We start from the raw sequence: 14,053 nt of genomic DNA, 5'->3' as shown, positions 1-14,053 counted from the left end.
GGCGCGCCTGCTGGACTTTCGGGACGGGTGATTAAGACTGGTTTCATGCAGGGTCGTGAGGATGCTCAACGCGGGTATTTGGACGTGGAGGCGCTGGCCGGGGAGTTGTTGGTTCCGGGCAGCGTTTTCGCGTTTCTGGCCGGACACCGGGGGCGGTTGTTCCCGGATTCGATGATGGAGGATCTTTTCCCGTCGGGGCGGGGGCGCCCGTCGGTGCCGGCGCCTGTGATCGGCTMGGTCCTGGTGCTTCAGGCGTTGCAGGGGCTCTCGGACCGGGAGACCGCGGAGGCGTTGACGTATGACCTGCGGTGGAAAGCTGCCTGCGGGTACGGGCTGAACGAAACCGCATTCCACCCGAGCACCTTGACCTATTGGCGTAGACGGCTCGCGGCGAGTTCGGATCCACACCGGATCATGGACGCGATCACTGAAGTCGTCGCCGAAACCGGGATCCTCAAGGGCCGTCGCCGGCGCGCGGTGGATTCGACGGTGCTCGATGATGCGGTGGCCAGGCAGGACACGGTCACGCAGTTGATTGCCGCGATCCGCCGCTTCGGCCGTGAGGTGCCCGGTGGCAAGGACCTCCTCGCCGCCCACGCGACCGGGTATGACTACACGCGCACCGGCAAACCCGACATCGCGTGGGATGACGAGGACGCGAAGGATTCGCTGGTGTCGGCCCTCGTGGCGGATGCGCTGGCCCTGCTGGCCGCGGTGGATCCGGAGGGTCTGGACGGTAAGGCAGCGGACGCGTACGCGCTGCTGGCGCTGGTGGCCGGGCAGGACGTGGAACCGGCCGAGGGCTCGGACGGGACGGACGGGCGGTGGCGGATCGCCCGGAAAGTCGCGCCGGACCGGCTGATATCGATGGTGGACCCCGATGCCCGGCATGCTCATAAGACCCGGGAGGACCGCCGGGACGGATACAAGGCCCACATCGTGATTGAACCGGACACCGGGCTGGTCACCGCCGCGGCGATCACCAGGGCCGCGGGCGAGGGCGCTGCCGATGCGGAAGCCGGCGCCATGCTGCTGGAGCGGGATCCGACGATCACCGGAGAGGTCCAGGTGCTGGCGGACTCGGCGTACGGGACCGGGGAACTGCTCAGGACCCTGGCCGCGGCCGGACACACGGCGTTGATCAAGCCCAAGCCCCTGGCCCGGGCGATCGAGGGYGGATTCACGATCGATGACTTCGCCTACGATCAGCAGGCCCGGACGCTGACCTGCCCTAACGGGCTGGTACGCACGATCACCGCGAAGGGGCGGGCCACGTTCGGAGCCGGCTGCACCGGCTGCCCGCTGCGCTCCCGCTGCACCACCGCCGCCAGAGGCCGGAAGATCGAGCTGCATCCCGAGCACGAACTCCTGCGCGAACACCGCGCCGCAGCCCGGGACGACGGCTTCCAAGCCGACTACAAACGGCACCGGCCCATGGTCGAACGCTCCATCGCCTGGCTCGTGAAAGGAAACCGACGCCTTCACTACCGCGGGGCCACGAAGAACCATGCCTGGTGGCAGCTGCGCATCGCCGCGGTGAACCTCAAACGACTCCTTAACCTCGGTCTCACCCACCGGAGCGGCGGGTGGGCGACCGCATGAGGGCCAGCGGTAGTGAAGGCCCCGGAGGGACCCGGGGAAGGTTCCTCCGGGGCTGCGGGCCCGACCCGGACCGGCAACTGACCGAGGTCCGCCGCGAACACCGCACATGCCGGAGGGGCCAGCCAAAGCGCACACACGCCCGCACCGACCCCTCCAACAGCACTTAGTTCAGCAGGCTCCTAGCACAACGCGTCCAAAATGAGCTCGCCGGTGCAGTTTTGTGGGTGATCGTTCAACTGGGCCCGAAGAGGTAACTGTTGGCCAGCTCGAAAGGCCCAGACAAAAAGGTGTGGAAATCGCGATTCGGATGGGACGGTTCACTGCGCTCTTGACGATCGTTGCGATGATCGTCAACAACAGTTGGTGGACTGGCAGGAACGTCATTCGGGAGATACTGACGGTCGCCCTGGCGTTTTCCGTTTCGCTTGCCGTCGTAGGCCTATTCGACTTTGTGAGACGTTGCATTGGGTCTCGTCACAAAAGGTGGATAGGGTGCCTGTTGACATCGGATCCGATTCAAGGAGTCAACGGACCTTGGATCACACGCAGTGCAAGATCGGCGTCGCCTTCGATAGACGCGGTGTCCACAAGACCCGAGCGTCCCCAAAGGCCGAGGTACATTTCGCGCAGCGGACCGGAAATCGTCGCTGCCGCTGGCCCTTCGCCGAGCGTCCATGCGGAGCCATCTGGCACGCGGAAGGTCACCGCTTGTTCGAGAGGGACCATTCTCTTCAGCCCAATTTGGCGCGGCGCGAACATCGCCAAGGCTTCATCGACGCCGTCAAGCATGAAGTCCTCCGCGAAAGCCGGGATCGCCAGACCCGAAGCCGCGCAAGCGTCCACGAGATGGATGGCGTGTTCGTGGGCCTGGCGGCGGAGCCAGAACCCAGCGATGTGCGGCGCGGGTCCAAAGGTCCAGCACTGCGCCTCAGGGTCAAGGGCCGCCATGGTTTCGAAGAACGCACCTACACCGTCAAGGAACCAAGGCGCGGCTCGCTCACCCGGCGCCTTCCCCTCGTCCACGAACCTTCCGCGCCGGACTACTTCGGCAGCCCAGCGCTCGATCACGCCGAGGTGCCCGAAAAGCTCGTCAAGGGTCCAGCCGGGACAGTCCGGAACCGGTCGTCTGAGCGTTTCGGCAGACTGACGTGCAAGCGTGCTGAGGGAATCGAGGCTGCTGGCCAGTTCGGAAAGATAGCGGTCGGGCAACATGGGTTGAGCATAACTGGTCACCCAATGATCAAACCCGCACCGACCTCCCCCTAGTGCCCCAAACTCCGGGCAAAACGTGCGATGGCCTCCTCCGCCGTCGGGACCGGTCCGAATACCTCAGCTTGGCGCGTGGTGTCCGCGACGTATTTGCCGGTCTCGAACCAGGCGAGCATGGAGCTCATGTCCTTGACCATCGGAACAAATGGTCCCATCACGGCGCCGAGCCCGTTAACAAACCAAGCCGGCAGTGACCGGACGCCGACACGTTCACCCGCAATTGTCGAGGCGATGTCCGCCACGTCCTGCATGCTGACCGGGCGGTCCCAGCCGATGTCGATCCGTTCGCCGTCGGCGACCTCAGCGTCGACCGCGGCCGCGAGGTAGCTGGCGAGGTCGGAGGTGAGGACGAATGTTAGCGGGACGGTCTTGGTGCCGAACCACGTGAGGCGCTTCTTCTCGAACGGGTCGCCGCCCATCCGGGTGACCTGGTCGAGGAACGCACCAGGGCGAAGGGCGACAAACGGGACGTTCAGAGCCTCCAGTTTGTCCTCGGTGAGCTTCTTGTGCCAAAAGTGCGGGACGTTCGGTGTCTGGTCCGAGGTGAGGATGCTGACCAGAATGAACCGTCGGACACCCGCCCGGCTCGCCGCGATGGCGAGGTTGGTGTTGCCCTCGGTGTCGATTTCCAAAGCCCGCTTGTCGCGGCGGGTGTACCCCGCCGCGGAGGTGATAACGGCGTCGGCCCCTGTCATGGCGGCGGTGAGGGAGCCAAGGTCGAGCATGTCGCCCCGGGCGATTTCAACACCTTTGGCCTCGAGCTTGCTGGCATCCGAGGTTGGCCGGACCAGTGCCCGCACGCTCTTCCCCCTCGTGAGCAGTTCGTCGACCACTTTGCCGCCTACATGGCCGGTGGCGCCGACGACGAGGACCGGTTTGGTATCAGTCATGGGGTGCTCCTTCGTGCAGGGTTCGCTGCGGTTTTAGTTGGTGTTACCCGGCGGCAAGGCTCGGGTAGTCGGTGTAGCCCCGGTGGTCGCCGCCAAAGAAGCCGGACCGTTCGGGGGTGTTGAAAGGCCCGTTCTGGGCCAGGCGGGCAGGCAGATCGGGGTTGGCCAGGAAGAGCGCTCCGTAGGAGATCAAATCAGTGGTTCCGTCCTCCACGAGTGCGAGTTCGGCAGGACCAGTTGGGTTGCGGCGGGTGGCCGGGTTGAGGATGAACGCATGCGGCCACTGGCCTCGAAGCGCTGCGGTCAACTCACGGTGGCCATCCGTTTCCAAAACGTGGACGTAAACCAAACCAAGCTCGGCCAGTCCGGCGACAAGGGTCTTATAGCTCAGGTCGAGATCCTCCTCGAATATATCGTGCAACGGGTTGCCGGGCGAGAGTCGGATGCCGACCTTCTCGGCGCCGATTTCCGCAACCACCGCGCGCGCCACTTCCAGGGCGAAGCGGACCCGGCCTTCGACTGAGCCGCCCCAAGCATCGGAGCGCTGGTTTGCGCTCGAGGACAGGAACTGCTGGATGAGGTAGCCGTTCGCGCCGTGCAGTTCGACGCCGTCGAAACCTGCCGCGATGGCGTTGCGGGAAGCGCGGGCGAAATCCGCGATCGTCGCGACGATTTCTTCCTCGCTCAGGGCGTGCGGGACCGGGAAAGGTTTCATCCCTGAATGCGTGTAAATCTCACCTTTTGCGGCATCGCCGAGGGTCCGACGGGAATCTGGCCTTCCGGCAGGAGATCCGGATCGCCGGTGCGGCCGGCATGCATCAGCTGAGCGAAGATCCTGCCTCCCCGGGCATGGACAGCGTCCGTGACCTTGCGCCACGCGACTACCTGCTCGGCCGAGTGCAGTCCGGGAGTATCCGGGTAGCCCTGTCCGACGATTGAAGGCTGGATGCCCTCGGTGATCATCAGGCCGGCGCTGGCGCGTTGCGCATAGTAGGTGGCCATCAGTTCGGTGGGGGTCGCCCCTGTGCCGTGGGCTCGGCTGCGCGTCATCGGCGCCATGACGATCCGGTTTTTAAGGCGAAGGTTGCCAAGGTGGAAGGGGTCGAATGCGGTTGTCACGGGGGCTCTCCTCTGTGGCTCGTTCAATTGTTGAGTAACTCAACTAATATTTCCGACTCTAATCCATTGCGTGACTGAGTCAACTATTGAGTGATTGTAGTAATATGGGGATATGCCGAATCCAGAAGAGAAGCTCGCTGAGTCGCGACGGCTATCGGGCATGCTCGTGCGGATCGCTGAGCGCTCGAAAATGTCCTTTGCTGATGCGGTTGCGCCTTTCGGTCTCCCTATTCACTTGGCGCGGGCCATGCTCCTTCTCCACAACCCCGCCCCGATGCGCGAGCTCGCAGATCATCTCGCTTGCGACCGCTCCTACATCACTTCCTTGGCGGACCAGCTCGAGGAGCGCGGTCTCGTCGCGCGCACCCAAGGCGAAGATCGCCGGGTCAAGCTGCTCGCCCTCACCGAGGCAGGCCAGAATCTCCGCGATCAGATTTCGGGCGCCGTGGCCGAACAGAGCCTGGTGATGCGGAAGCTGACGGACGCACAGCGGCACGCTTTGGCGCCCCTTCTCGAGCGCCTGCTGGACGGCGACACCGACGACGACGGCGTCTCACCTGGGGCGTGCTGACCGTGGCAATGCGAAGCGGGCGATGAGAAGCGGGCCATGTCATGGGTCTCCGTCGAATCGCTGAACCAAGGTTGCCTCGGCCAACTGCCTTCCGGGCTAGGGTGGTTTCCTCGCGGCCGCTCACGCCCACAACGCACGCAATCACGGTCGAGAAACCCGAGCCCTTCAGCTTCCTTCCCACCCAGTTCACCTTCCTCCAGTTGCTGACCGAGGCGGGCGTCGACGCGCGGCCGATGTCGCTGGCGTCAGGCCCAACTCGCCCGCATCTCGAGTACGCGGTGCGCCTCTCGGACTCCTGGTTCAAGCGCGCCTTTGCGGGTCTCGAGCCCGGCAACGACGTGGCTGTGTTCGGGCCTATCGGCACTTTCGTCTTGGACGAGGAACGACCGGCGGTCCTCATCGCCGGCGGGATCGGGGTCACGCCCCTTAAAGGCATGGCTGAATATGCCGCCGACGTCGTGCTCCACATCCCCATCAGGCTCGTCTACAGCAGCCGGGACGAGACTGAAATCGCCTACCGTGACGAGTTGGACGCCCTCGAGCACCAGAACCCGAGCTTTCGCGTGTTGCACACGCTGACCAGAGATTACGACGCCGGATGGCGGGGTTCCACGGGACGGATCAGTCGGGCGCTCCTTCAGGAAGCAGCCAGTGACCTCGAGGATCCCGTCTACTACATCAGCGGCACAACCAGCATGGTAGTGGGGATACTCAGGCTGCTGCGTGAAACGGGCACATCCGGCGACTCCATCGAAGTGGAAGCGTTCCGCGGATACCGCTAGTGACAAAGCTGAAGGTTTGCCGCTCGCCCTAAACCTCAACCAGCCGCCGTCGGAGGCTCATGATCCCCAAGCCCAACCCAACTACCGCAGTCACCAGAAGGACCGCCAGGTCCCGGACCAAATTGTCGGCTGACTGGTAGAAGATCGCGGCTTCCAAAGCGTCCACCCCGTAGAACGTTGGTGTGAAGTGCACGATGTCCTGGATCCACTCCGGTAGGAACGCCGCGACACTGATTCCGCCGCTGAGGAAGAAGAGGTAGATCGAAAGGTTGATTCCGACCCCGGCCACGGCTGAAAAGCGCCGCAGCGCGCCTCCCAACGCAGTCCCGAGGCCAGCGCCGGCTAGCGCGATCAAGCCGATCGCCGCCAGTGCCGGCAGCCAATACCATCCGGCTGGTCGGAGAACGCCGAAGACGAACGACAGGACCAGGACCACCGCGGCCACCAGCATTGTCGTCACCCAGCACGCGAGGATCTTCCCGGCAATCAGCGTTCCGCGGCTGATCGGCGAAAGCAGCAGGGCTTTGATCGTCAATTCTTCGAACTCCCGGGCGGTGGCGAGCCCGCCATTGACGATCCCCATGATCGTGAGCAGGAGCACCAGGATAGGCACAAGCTCAAACTGAACCAGCTCGACGTCGTGCGGCCTCAGGTCAGATTCGGCGACGCCGACCATGACCGGTGTGTCCGGCTGCCCCGCGTAAAACCCCGTAATGGCAGCCGGGACCGATCGACGCAGGTCGTTGGTGAAATCCAGGTTCAGATTGTTGATCTGGACGCTCACGGGGTCCGGCCGATGAGCCCGGAAGTCGTCGTCGAATGAGGCCGGGACGGTGATGACCGCCGCAACTTGGAGCGTGTCCAGCAAATGCGTGGCCTCATCGTGGGATGCCCGCTGGACGCGGAACGCGTCCGAGTCCTCAAGGATCGAGACGAGTCGTTGCGCCTGCGGCCCGTTGTCTTCGACCACGAGCGCAACCGGGTTGCGGCCCACCGCGCCGGCGACGACGAAGATGATCAGCAGGAACGCCACCGGCGGCAGCAGGCTGGCCAGGATCGCCGAGGGCGTTCGGAACCACGTCAGGATATCTTTCGCCGCAATCGCGAGAACTGCTCGTCGGGCTGCCATCATTGCCTCGCCCCTCGTCGACCGAAAGCGAACGCAGCGAGCGCGACGGCCACCGCGGTGAATACGGCCAGCACGATCGCGTCAGCGGTCAGGCCTTGGGGTGCGGTCTGGTAGCCATGAAATGCGTGCTGGAAGGCGGCGATGGCGTAAGTAAGGGGCGAAGCCGCCGCGATTGCGCCGGGGATGGCGCCCAGCCAGTTCGCCGGTCCGAACGGCCCGCTCAAGAAGAACAGGGGAAGGACGGCGGCGATCGAGAGGGGAATGGCCTGCTGCCGCCGTCGGACCAGCGTCCCGACGAGGACGCCGAGGGCGAGGAAAGCCGCCAGTATCAAGAGTCCGAAGCCCAGGACTTCAAACGGATGGAGCGGGTGCACTCCGATAAAGAAGATCACGACGGCGAGTAGCAGCAGCGCGGACGCGGCCGCCAGGGCGGCGGCGCCCAGCACTTTGCCCACCCCTATGGTCAGTCGGCTGACCGGGGCCAACGCTAGTTCCTTGATAGTTCCGAGTTCGTAGTCCCGCGCTGTGTTGACGCTGCTTTGCAGGAGGGACGCAAGCATCAGTCCAGCCACCATGATGCTCACGGCAAGGTAGGGAATGTAGCCGGTGTCCTGGGCCTGGACATCGGACTCGCGGGCGGTCACCACCACCTGCGCTGGGAAGGCGTCCGCATAGAAGGACATTATCGATAGCGGAACGGCCCGCCGGATATCGTTGGTGAAGTCGACGTTCAAGTTGTTGACTTCCACGGGAATATCGATCCGCGCTTTGGCGGCCAGAGCGGCGTCGAACTCTTGCGGCACGGTGACGACGGCGACAATGCTGCCCGAGCGGATCTCGCGTTCGGCGTCGGCGGCAGAAGCGGTATGGATGATGAACGACGACGAGTTGCCCATGGCCTGGACGAACTGCTCGGCGAGGGGTCCACGGTCATTCATCACGACGGCGATCGGCGCCTGGCCGCCGCTGATGGCGAAAAGAAGGAACAGCAGCAAGAAGTTGATCGGGACGAGGACTCCGATGATCGCGAAGAGCGGCTCACGGAGGGTGAGCCGGATGTCCGCGCCGGCGACCGCCCTCACGACGCGCAGGTTGTGGCGAACGCTCATTCCCTGAGCTCCCTACCCGTCAAGCTCAGGAAGACCTCGTCCAAGCTCGGCTCGCGGCTTTGGATCTCCTCAAGGCTCGTCCATCCAACCACCTCAGTCACCACCTTGCCGGTGACGTCGGCACCGCCTTCCACCGTGACCTTCAATGAACTATCGGACGCAATCGCGGAGACGACTCCGGGGAGGGCGCGGACTTTGCGAACGACGTCGTCTCCGGGCGCCGGACGCGTGCGCATCTCAAGCACGGTGTCACCAAAACTGCGGCGGAGGTTGGACGGTGAATCGAGTGCCACCAGCCGACCTCGATCGATGATTGCCAACCGGTCGCAGAGGGCGTTCGCCTCCTCGAGGTAATTGCTGGTGATGAGCACGGTGGTGCCGCGCTGTTTGAGTTCGAGGATCCGGTCCCAGAGATCGTGTCGGCTTTGCACATCGACACCGAGGGTAGGTTCGTCGAAATAGAGGAGTTCCGGCTCGTGGAGCATCGCCCGGACGAGGGCCAGACGCCGTTTCATGCCGCCGGAGAAGGTCGAGACGCGGCTCTTCCGGCGCTCCTGTAGTTGTGCCAGTTCGAGCAATTCGGTGATCTTCTTGTCCAGGCCCTTCTTGGGGACGTCGAAGAGGTCGGCATGAAACCGCAGGTTGGCCTCGGCTGTGAGTTCCTCGTAGAGCGCGTTCTCTTGGGGTACGGTTCCGAGCGAGCGCCGGATCGTGCGTGGATCCGTAAGCACGTTGGTGCCGAGGACCGTGATGGCGCCGGAAGTGGGGTGGCTCAGGCCGCTGATCATGTTGATGGTGGTCGTCTTGCCGGATCCATTGGGTCCGAGAAGGCCGAATATTTCTCCGCGCTCCACTTGCAGGCTGAGGTCGTCGACGGCGGTGAAGGAACCGAAGCGTTTGGTGAGGCCGGTGAGTTCGATGGCCGTTTCCGTCATGCCGCACCTCTTGGTTGTCCGTGCCGGGAAGCGGTAGGCATACGGTCTTTCCCGGCGATGTGGCGGGTCACGGCTCCATGATGCGACCGCGGCGGCTAATGCACAAGGAGGGGTGGATGTTGTGGGTCCTGGATGCGCAGTGAGCGACCCCGCCGTTCTCTGTGAGTCAGGAGTCGGACCACTCAATTTTGCTGTTTTTACCACTCATTTTCTCCAATCGAGCACCTAATGGAGCAAACGGGCCGTTAGCCTCGATCTTTCATGAGGCGGGATTTCGGCGGGGTCAGGGCTTACTGGCTGCCTGACGTCGTCGATTTTTGCATGAGGGCGCGACAGAGTGCCCGCTGACCGGTGGCGGCTGGGCGCGGGCGGTTCCACTGCCACCCGGAATTTCGGTCCTTTCTCTGTCGATTCGTCGTTGGCCGACCGGTTATGGCGGTGTGATGGCCCCCAGTCTGGCGAGGCCGTTTATCAGCAGTGTTAGTTCGGGGGCCAAAGAGGCCAGATGAACGGTGACCCGTCTGGCGTGCCGGCTGATTTTCCCTCCGATCTCGAAAATCCGGGCCCGGAGTTTCTTGGGTTCCCACCGCCGCGCCTTCGTTCCCGCGAAGGCAAGCATCTGCGCCCACGCCATCAGCTCGGCCGCGAGCATGACCAGATGGCACCAGAGCGTGTTCGCCGCGGAGGAGTACAGGGGCAGGTTTTGAAGGCCGGTTTCCTTGGCACCCCGGATCCGGTCCTCGCAGCGGGCCCGCAACCGGTGCCGGACTTCGAGGTCAGCGAGTTGGCCCCGGGCCTGGTTGGTCGCGAACGCGGTGTAGCGCATCCCGTCGACGTCCGTGATCCGCAGTTGGGCGCCGGGGTCGGGATTTCCTTGCGGACGATGACCCGTAAACCTCTGGGCCATGCGGAGAGTTCGAGCATGCCGGTGATGTCGGCCACCCAGGCGCCGTCACGATCTTCACCGAAAGGTCCAGGCTGTGAACAGCAATTCTCGGCTTTCCCTGAACGACGGTGGCCGCGGCGTACAGAAGCCACGTGTCAGGGACCCAAGCACCCCCGCCCCACCCAACCCAGCTCTTTGTCCAGTCATGAGCTGACTTCCAGTCACCTGCCTCCAACGCCGCGAGAGCCCTCGTGCGACACTCCGTACCCCACTCCGCGACATTGCCACCAGGCACCATCCCGTGTTCAAACGCCATATCGAAGAGCCTGCCACAATTTCAGGCCCCGTAGCCGCGGAAGGTCTTGTGAACAGCGCCCGGTGAGGGGTTCTGAACGGGCGCCTATGCCACACAAATCGTCATTGCTTCTATTGCTGGCCTTTATGGGGTTGGCTAGCATGGGCTCCATTCAGGCCAAAGGAGATCATCACCATGTCCGTCATCATCACAACCAAGGTTTCCGGTGAAACGAGCGTGTTCACCAAGTCGCTCGAGGAGCGCGCGGATGAATACCGCAATTGGGGCGAGCGCGGTCGGGCGGCTGGCGCCATCCACCATCAGTTCGCGATCGGGGAGGGGTTTGTCCTCGTGATCGACGAATGGGAGTCCCTGGAGGCATTCCAGAAGTTCTTCGGTGATCCCGAGATCCAGGCGTTCATCGGCTCGGTCGGCGGCGATCCGAACGTGGCACCCGAAATCACGGTGGGGGAGTCGATCGACTCTCCGGACAAGTACTAGCCGACGATCCGAACTGATCCCACGCCGAGGCCAGCCTGCAGGGTGAATGCGTGTTCGGCATGATTGTTCCATGTCAGAACTCGTCGGTCAGGTCGTGAATCGGCTCCGTACCGCCGGGGTGGCGCTGGAGCGCGGCCTGAGCAATGAGGAACTGGACCAGGTCGAGGAGCGCTTTGGTTTCTCGTTCAGCCTCACGCACCGCCAATTCCTCACCGTGGTGCTTCCCCTCGGGCGCGGATGGGTGGACTGGCGGCACGGGGACCGTGAAGAGATCGAACGACGCCTCTTCTGGCCGGTTGAAAGTGCCTTGTTCGACGTTGAACACAACGATTTCTGGCCGGTGTCGTGGGGCGACAGGCCGGCTGATCAGGAGCTCGCGTTGGCTCACGCCCGGACTCGGCTTGAAGCCTTTCCGAGGCTCGTCCCTGTTTACTCACACCGATACGTCGCCGTCGGCCCGGGAGACGTGCCGAGTCCGCTCTTTTCGGTGTACCAGTACGATGTCATCTATTACAGCGACAACCTGCTGGACTATGTCGCCCGCGAGTTCCACGCACCTCCCGCTCATCCTTCAAGCGCTCAGCACATTCCGTTCTGGTCCGAGCTGGCAGACGGGCTCGAAGCCGACGAGCTGTAATTCGGCGGCAGTCATACGCGGATAGTGTCGACTGCGCGTTGTCCATGGAATGCGGCAACACGATAGCGCTTCCTGCCCCAGACGTGGCATTAGATAGCGGCGCCGTAGGCTAGTGAGGCTTGGGGCCTCTGAGTCAGGGGACGGAGGGGTCCCCGTAGTTGACGCCGATCGACCGCCCCCGCGCGAAGTGGGAGTTGGCGATTTCACTGAGTTCCCGGCTGCTCTTCTCCGGGTAGGTCAGCCGGATCCACTCGTAATCCCACTCCTGCATCTCGCGTATGTGGCGGACCTGTTTGGTGGCGCGCATCTGGTCCGCGAGATCGTCACTGACGAGGGCCGGGCTGGGCGGGGTCATGACCGGCCGGGGCTTGGGCGAACTGGGCGACTTGGGCGGGCGCACTCTGACCGGACGGGGCGGGGCCATAGCGAAGCGGACGAGCACCACGGTCAGTGCAACCACACCGAGAGCGATCAGGAGAACCCACCAGTACTGGATGAGGAGCCCGATCACGACGAGTGCGAGGAAGAAGCCGAAGGGGCCACACCCGACGGCGCCGGCCCCCGCGCTACTTGAGCGACGACGTTTGGTTGCCATGATGCAGGATCCCACCTGGTGCCGACAATCTACAGGGGCAGACGCGCTAAAGGGCCGGCGGGCTTGATGTCACTCTCTGAATCATCGGTCGCGAGCCCCTGTATTTGCGTCGGTTCGGGGCTGCTGAATTCGTTGCGCGTCGGCCTGACATGAGGTGAACGGGCGGTCTCTTCACTTGTGGGTCCCCCGTGGAGTTGTTGAACGTGAACGCCACTTTCGCATCGTGCCCGAGGCATGTCATGCGTATCTACTACTCGACTTGGCGGGGACCCGTGTGGAGACTACGGGGATCAGTACTCAGATCGAGTCGGCCTGCCGCGCGATGGTCCAAGGCGTCAGAGAGCCACGGACATGCAGTCATGGCGATTCTTCGCAAGGTTTCAGCTCTCGACTCGAGAGAAAAGTCACGATGCCCGATAGCCGGTCCTCCACCGGACAGGCCAGGCAACGATCTGCGCTCTTGATGTAATTCTCTGCGGTATTTGGCGTGAATTTTGCGGCGTTAAGTGGCGCGGTCAGGTGCCATACGTCAAGCAAGTGCTTCGACTAATGGGAGGGGTTGACCCCTGGGGGTGCGGGAGGCAGGAGTGAGAGCGTGAGGGTTTCGGTGAGCCATGACTGGAATTGTTGCGGGCTCCAGCCGCGGTCGCGGACTAGACGGTGGTAGACGTCGGCGGACATGTAGAGCCAAAGGATGTCTGCAGCGGTATGGGTATCGATGCCTTGACGGAGCGGACCTTTGCCGGCCAGGGAATCCGCCCACATGCGTGCCCCGGTGTGCCGTTGTTGCTCGGCGGTTTCCCATAGTTCGCGCAGGGCCTCATCTCCGCTGCCGACAGCGCCGCGCAGAACCTGGTCGATTTCGGCGTAGCGGCCCGCGATGGCTGTAATCAGACCGGCGAGAAGTTCTGTGGCACGGTACTGGTTCGGTTCGGCAAGGACTTGTTGGGCGGCTGGCCGGGCACCGACGGCGATCTCTTCATCGTCGCCTGCCATTGCCACATCGCGCAGTACAGCCAGCAGTGTCTGTTTGTTGCCTGCGGCAGAGAATACCGTCGGTTTGCTTACCCCGGCACGGCTGGCAATCTGTTCGACCGTCGTGGCGCCGTACCCTTTCGCGATGAACAGGTCCCGGGCAGCGTTGAGCACGGCGGCGCGGGTTGACTTGGCCTGCCGGATCCTCAGCGGTGATTCGTACCGGCCGGCGGAGTCCTTGACATTTTCCATGCCTCTAGTCTACCGTCCGACTATTGGTTAGATTACTAGTAAAGGAATTCAATATGACCGTCGAATCAGGAACAGAGCCAACCGCCCTTGTGGAACGGCTTAGCGAAGCCTTCAACACCAAAGACGCGAACGCGTTTGCTGCACTGTTCGCTCCGGAGGCCGAGTTTGTCAGTATCCTCGGGCAGCGGATGCGTGGGCGCGAAGGGATCGCCGCCGGGCACAAGGTGGTGTTCGAGAAGCTTCTGACCGGCACCAGGATGATGGTGACCCGGATCGACGTGATGCCGTTGAGCGATCAGATCGTGATGATGCACGCCGAATGGAACCGCGAACGCCTTCCTGAAGCTACCGCCACCACGCTTCCGCCCGGGAGCGGGGTTCTCACTTTCATTGCCCGCCGAACCGCACAGGACTGGGAACTGATGGCCGCCACCAACGTCCAGGAGTCCACGCCTCCAGGAGCACCGCGTCCCTGACGCAGTACCCCGTATCCGCCCTCGTCACTC

Annotated in this window: 15 protein-coding genes and 1 pseudogene; 6 read left to right on the top strand and 10 right to left on the bottom strand. The window is 63.5% G+C overall.

Annotation, left to right across the window (positions count from 1 at the left end; all coding sequences use genetic code 11):
• Positions 1 to 45 precede the first annotated feature (45 nt).
• Complete coding sequence (locus ASG92_RS03110; RefSeq protein ID WP_056624325.1) at positions 46 to 1,602, top strand: IS1182 family transposase; 1,557 nt, start codon at positions 46 to 48, stop codon at positions 1,600 to 1,602.
• Between the two features lie 516 nt (positions 1,603 to 2,118).
• Here the strand turns inward: ASG92_RS03110 and ASG92_RS03105 are convergent.
• From ASG92_RS03105 to ASG92_RS30220, 4 genes are read right to left on the bottom strand one after another with little or no spacing between them, the layout of a single operon-like run.
• On the bottom strand, positions 2,119 to 2,814 hold the full coding sequence (locus ASG92_RS03105) for a maleylpyruvate isomerase family mycothiol-dependent enzyme (RefSeq protein ID WP_056624322.1): 696 nt from the start codon (positions 2,812 to 2,814) through the stop codon (positions 2,119 to 2,121).
• A gap of 50 nt (positions 2,815 to 2,864) precedes the next feature.
• Positions 2,865 to 3,761 carry an SDR family oxidoreductase gene (locus tag ASG92_RS03100; protein WP_056624319.1) on the bottom strand — a complete coding sequence of 299 codons (897 nt, stop codon included), beginning with the start codon at positions 3,759 to 3,761 and terminating at the stop codon, positions 2,865 to 2,867.
• A 43-nt stretch (positions 3,762 to 3,804) separates the two neighbouring features.
• A complete protein-coding gene (locus ASG92_RS03095) occupies positions 3,805 to 4,476 on the bottom strand; it encodes a hypothetical protein (protein WP_277307777.1) in 672 nt (223 codons plus the stop codon).
• Positions 4,473 to 4,880, bottom strand: a complete 408-nt coding sequence (locus tag ASG92_RS30220; protein WP_277307775.1) for a hypothetical protein — start codon at positions 4,878 to 4,880, stop codon at positions 4,473 to 4,475. The genes ASG92_RS03095 and ASG92_RS30220 overlap by 4 nt, the downstream gene beginning before the upstream one ends.
• 112 nt (positions 4,881 to 4,992) lie before the next feature.
• On the opposite strand from ASG92_RS30220, the gene ASG92_RS30215 reads away from it, so the two are divergent.
• Both ASG92_RS30215 and ASG92_RS03085 read left to right on the top strand, forming a co-directional pair.
• A complete protein-coding gene (locus ASG92_RS30215) occupies positions 4,993 to 5,451 on the top strand; it encodes a MarR family transcriptional regulator (protein WP_082579264.1) in 459 nt (152 codons plus the stop codon).
• 101 nt (positions 5,452 to 5,552) lie between these two features.
• Complete coding sequence (locus ASG92_RS03085; protein WP_056624315.1) at positions 5,553 to 6,233, top strand: hypothetical protein; 681 nt, start codon at positions 5,553 to 5,555, stop codon at positions 6,231 to 6,233.
• A gap of 28 nt (positions 6,234 to 6,261) precedes the next feature.
• On the opposite strand, the gene ASG92_RS03080 is transcribed toward ASG92_RS03085, so the two are convergent.
• From ASG92_RS03080 to ASG92_RS03065, 4 genes and pseudogenes are all read right to left on the bottom strand, one after another.
• Positions 6,262 to 7,365 (bottom strand): ABC transporter permease, encoded by a 1,104-nt coding sequence (locus ASG92_RS03080; RefSeq protein ID WP_082579262.1) that lies wholly within the window; start codon positions 7,363 to 7,365, stop codon positions 6,262 to 6,264.
• Positions 7,362 to 8,471 carry an ABC transporter permease gene (locus ASG92_RS03075; protein ID WP_056624310.1) on the bottom strand — a complete coding sequence of 370 codons (1,110 nt, stop codon included), beginning with the start codon at positions 8,469 to 8,471 and terminating at the stop codon, positions 7,362 to 7,364. The genes ASG92_RS03080 and ASG92_RS03075 overlap by 4 nt, the downstream gene beginning before the upstream one ends.
• Positions 8,468 to 9,406, bottom strand: a complete 939-nt coding sequence (locus ASG92_RS03070; RefSeq protein WP_056624307.1) for an ABC transporter ATP-binding protein — start codon at positions 9,404 to 9,406, stop codon at positions 8,468 to 8,470. The genes ASG92_RS03075 and ASG92_RS03070 overlap by 4 nt, the downstream gene beginning before the upstream one ends.
• Before the next feature lie 430 nt (positions 9,407 to 9,836).
• Positions 9,837 to 10,363: pseudogene (locus ASG92_RS03065) on the bottom strand (transposase); the annotation flags it as partial.
• Positions 10,364 to 10,782: 419 nt separating this feature from the next.
• Here ASG92_RS03065 and ASG92_RS03060 point away from each other — a divergent pair.
• Together ASG92_RS03060 and ASG92_RS03055 are read left to right on the top strand one after the other, a co-directional pair.
• Positions 10,783 to 11,088, top strand: a complete 306-nt coding sequence (locus ASG92_RS03060; protein WP_056624300.1) for a hypothetical protein — start codon at positions 10,783 to 10,785, stop codon at positions 11,086 to 11,088.
• Between the two features lie 70 nt (positions 11,089 to 11,158).
• The gene (locus ASG92_RS03055; RefSeq protein WP_056624297.1) at positions 11,159 to 11,725 is read left to right on the top strand and encodes a hypothetical protein; all 567 of its coding nucleotides are present in this window, start codon (positions 11,159 to 11,161) and stop codon (positions 11,723 to 11,725) included.
• 133 nt (positions 11,726 to 11,858) lie between these two features.
• Here the strand turns inward: ASG92_RS03055 and ASG92_RS03050 are convergent, their stop codons facing one another.
• Positions 11,859 to 12,320 carry a hypothetical protein gene (locus tag ASG92_RS03050; RefSeq protein WP_056624292.1) on the bottom strand — a complete coding sequence of 154 codons (462 nt, stop codon included), beginning with the start codon at positions 12,318 to 12,320 and terminating at the stop codon, positions 11,859 to 11,861.
• Positions 12,321 to 12,866: 546 nt separating this feature from the next.
• Positions 12,867 to 13,547: a TetR/AcrR family transcriptional regulator gene (locus ASG92_RS03045; RefSeq protein WP_056624289.1), complete on the bottom strand. Its 681-nt coding sequence runs from the start codon at positions 13,545 to 13,547 to the stop codon at positions 12,867 to 12,869.
• A 53-nt stretch (positions 13,548 to 13,600) separates the two neighbouring features.
• Between ASG92_RS03045 and ASG92_RS03040 the strand changes: the two genes are divergently transcribed.
• A complete protein-coding gene (locus tag ASG92_RS03040) occupies positions 13,601 to 14,023 on the top strand; it encodes an SgcJ/EcaC family oxidoreductase (protein WP_056624286.1) in 423 nt (140 codons plus the stop codon).
• Positions 14,024 to 14,053 lie beyond the last annotated feature (30 nt).

This window comes from Arthrobacter sp. Soil736, from assembly GCF_001428005.1.
In the GTDB taxonomy this organism is placed as follows: domain Bacteria; phylum Actinomycetota; class Actinomycetes; order Actinomycetales; family Micrococcaceae; genus Arthrobacter.
Note: the sequence above shows the minus strand (reverse complement) of the source record. Positions and strands in the feature narration are given on the sequence as shown.